Origin of the sequence: Mesorhizobium sp. M1A.F.Ca.IN.020.06.1.1 (assembly GCF_004023265.1) — a bacterium.
GTDB lineage: Bacteria > Pseudomonadota > Alphaproteobacteria > Rhizobiales > Rhizobiaceae > Mesorhizobium.
Genome location: NZ_RZSR01001853.1, coordinates 1 through 391, shown reverse-complemented (window position 1 = coordinate 391; position 391 = coordinate 1). Strand labels below are relative to the sequence as shown.

Below are 391 nucleotides of genomic sequence, written 5' to 3'. Positions count from 1 at the left end.
AACAAGACCCGGGGACGAATTGAGCAGCAGATCGCGAAGTTGCGGGACATCATCGTCAACAGCGAGCTGCCCGAACGCCAGCGCAAGGGACTGCTGGACAAGCTGAACGACCTGTCAGTCGAGCTGTCCCAGCCGCGCGTGCAGTACGCCAAGGTCATGGCTGTCTTGGCCGTTGTGTGTGCAACACTGGGGGGAACAACATCCTTTCTTGCCGAGGCTCCGAGCGCGGTAGCGACGATCACCAGCCTGCTCGGTGCCGACAAGATCGCGGAGGACGCGGAGACCGAGAGGCTCGGCCCGCCGCCGACACCGAAGGCTCTCCCTCCGAAGCCCCGCGCGCTGCCTGCACCGGACTTTGGGCTACCACCTCAGCAAAAGGGGCGGCGCGAGT

Annotated in this window: 1 protein-coding gene; it reads left to right on the top strand. The window is 64.7% G+C overall.

The features are described from left to right. Nucleotides 1-391: hypothetical protein (locus EOA60_RS38105; RefSeq protein WP_206628501.1), on the top strand; the 391-nt coding region annotated here is incomplete at both ends.